Source organism: Rubritalea sp. (assembly GCF_039830215.1).
In the GTDB taxonomy this organism is placed as follows: Bacteria; Verrucomicrobiota; Verrucomicrobiia; order Verrucomicrobiales; family Akkermansiaceae; genus Rubritalea.
Genome location: NZ_JBDOPO010000024.1, coordinates 1 through 2,411, shown reverse-complemented (window position 1 = coordinate 2,411; position 2,411 = coordinate 1). Strand labels below are relative to the sequence as shown.

Sequence of the window (2,411 nt, the reverse complement as noted above, 5' to 3'; positions counted from 1 at the left end):
ATGCCAGCTCGCTCGACCTCATCGGCGAAGCTCCAAGCGATTTCCCACTGCAAAAAAAAGGTCATACGCCTGAGTTCCTTCGCTCGATTTCCCACCTTCGCCCACGGGCAAACCTCTACGGTGCCGTCTTCCGTATGCGTTCACGCCTCTCACGTGCGATCCATCGCTTCTTCGACGAACGCGACTTCACCTACGTCCACACACCAATCATCACCGACTCCGACTGCGAAGGTGCTGGCGAGATGTTCCGCGTCACCACCAACGAACACAATTCCAAGCAAACTCCAGTAGATGACTTCTTTGGTAAGAACACTTTTCTCACTGTTTCAGGTCAGTTAGAAGGTGAGGCATTTGCTACAGCTCTCTCTAACGTCTACACCTTTGGACCTACGTTCCGCGCCGAAAACTCGCACACCACACGACACGCATCAGAGTTCTGGATGGTAGAGCCTGAAATGGCCTTCTGCGATCTCCTGGGTAATATGGACATCGCTGAAGAATTTGTTAAATACCTCATCCAAGATGTGTTAGATAACAACGAAGGTGACTTAGAAATATTTAATAAGTTCGTCGATAAAGGCCTTCGTCAGCGTCTAGAATTCGTAGCCAAGCGTCCATTCCAGCGCGTCAGCTACACAAAAGCTGTCGAGATTCTTTTAGCCTCCGACCAGAAATTCGAATACCCGGTCGAGTGGGGCGTAAACCTACAATCAGAACACGAGCGCTACCTTACCGAGGAACATTACAAGTGCCCTACAACGGTCCACGACTACCCGAAGAGCGTGAAGCCGTTCTACATGCGCACTAACGACGATGGTAAAACGGTCACAGCCATGGATGTGCTAGTCCCAGGAATTGGCGAAATCATCGGTGGAGCCCAGCGTGAAGAACGTCTCGATATTCTCCAAGCTAACATGAAAGAACACGGCCTCAGGGAGGCAGACTACTGGTGGTACATCGATCTCCGCAAGTACGGCACCTGCCCACACGCGGGCTTCGGCCTGGGCTTCGAGCGCATGCTGATGTTTGTCACCGGCATGAAAAACATCCGCGATGTAATCCCCTTCGCCCGCACCCCAGGCCACTGCGAGTTTTAAGCTGGGACCGCTGAGTCCCAACTCGGCAACTGTACTAGATCAAATAAGTTCCTAACAATCTTTACTCGGTGAAGCTGGCTTACCAGTCTCGTTGAGCAGGATATTAAGCGCACCACCTGAGACGTATGCTTCGCGTACCAGAGCAGTCAAAGAAACAGCCATAAGTCCGAGGGCTGTGGCAAAAAATATTGTCCCTAGTATTTGTATATCAAACAGCATAAATCCCATTGAGTTCACGCAGAGGAAAAGACTTAGCGCCCCACTCACCTGCATCCAGCGGATCAATTTCAAGCGCTGCCTTAGATTAGCAATCTGAGCAAGCAAAGCGCGATCACAGTGCTCTGGCGTCTGAATCCAGTCCGTATGGAGTTTACGAATCAGAGCAGAGAGCGCCAGAAAACGATTCGTGTAGCTCAAGAAAAGCAAACTTACCGCAGGAAACAACAGAGCCGGTGTAGAAAGATCAATAGTCATCGTTATTATATAAGTTAGATATTTAGAATGAAATCAGCAACTTCATTGCTCCTCATGCCGCGGTAACAACCTAATCTCTTAACACATAAAACAGTTCGGCCTTGCCGAGCTTACTTACAGGTCGGGCGCACCGGAATGTTGCGCTCGGCAAAGTAATCTTTGGCTTCACCCACGGTGTGTTGGCCGAAGTGGAAAATGCTTGCAGCCAGAACAGCATCGGCTCTCCCCTCTTCTAAGACATCAACCATATGCTGCAGATTTCCAGCGCCACCACTGGCTATGACTGGAATGCCTACCGCATCACTCACTGCAGCGGTGAGTTCGATATCATAGCCATCTTTTGTTCCATCTGAGTCCATGCTTGTGAGAAGGATCTCACCGGCACCACGGTTATAGACCTCCTTAGCCCACTCGACTGCATCAATGCCCATGGGTTTGCGGCCACCGTGGGTGTAAATTCCCCACTTACCTGGTCCTTCTTTTTTAGCATCGATAGCTGTTACGATACATTGGCTTCCAAAAGCAGTTGCGCCTTCGTCGATCAAGCCCGGGTTGATGATTGCTGCTGTATTAATACCCACCTTATCGGCACCAGCGAGAAGCATCTCGCGCATGTCTTCGACCTTGCGAATTCCTCCACCAACTGTCAGTGGGATGAAACAATGCTTCGCTGTGCGGCGCACCACATCGACCATCGTGTCACGGCCATCTACAGAGGCTGTGATATCGAGGAATACGAGTTCGTCGGCTTCTTGTTCATTGTATGCTATCGCGCATTCTACTGGATCTCCAGCATCACGAAGGTCAACAAAATTGGTTCCTTTGACCACGCGACCATTG

Annotated in this window: 3 protein-coding genes; 1 reads left to right on the top strand and 2 read right to left on the bottom strand. The window is 50.4% G+C overall.

Annotated features, from left to right (window positions below):
- A partial coding sequence (asnS, locus tag ABGY95_RS00705) for an asparagine--tRNA ligase (protein WP_347439756.1) occupies positions 1-1,097 on the top strand: 1,097 nt, incomplete at its 5' end.
- Positions 1,098-1,148: 51 nt separating this feature from the next.
- Here asnS and ABGY95_RS00700 read toward each other — a convergent pair.
- Positions 1,149-1,571 (bottom strand): DUF2721 domain-containing protein, encoded by a 423-nt coding sequence (locus tag ABGY95_RS00700; RefSeq protein WP_347439755.1) that lies wholly within the window; start codon positions 1,569-1,571, stop codon positions 1,149-1,151.
- A gap of 110 nt (positions 1,572-1,681) precedes the next feature.
- A partial coding sequence (gene hisF, locus ABGY95_RS00695) for an imidazole glycerol phosphate synthase subunit HisF (RefSeq protein ID WP_347439754.1) occupies positions 1,682-2,411 on the bottom strand: 730 nt, incomplete at its 5' end.

What these genes read in the sequence shown, in the direction of transcription:
- ABGY95_RS00700 (WP_347439755.1), bottom strand. Translation starts at nt 1,571, where the DNA reads ATGACTATTGATCTTTCTACACCGGCTCTGTTGTTTCCTGCGGTAAGT.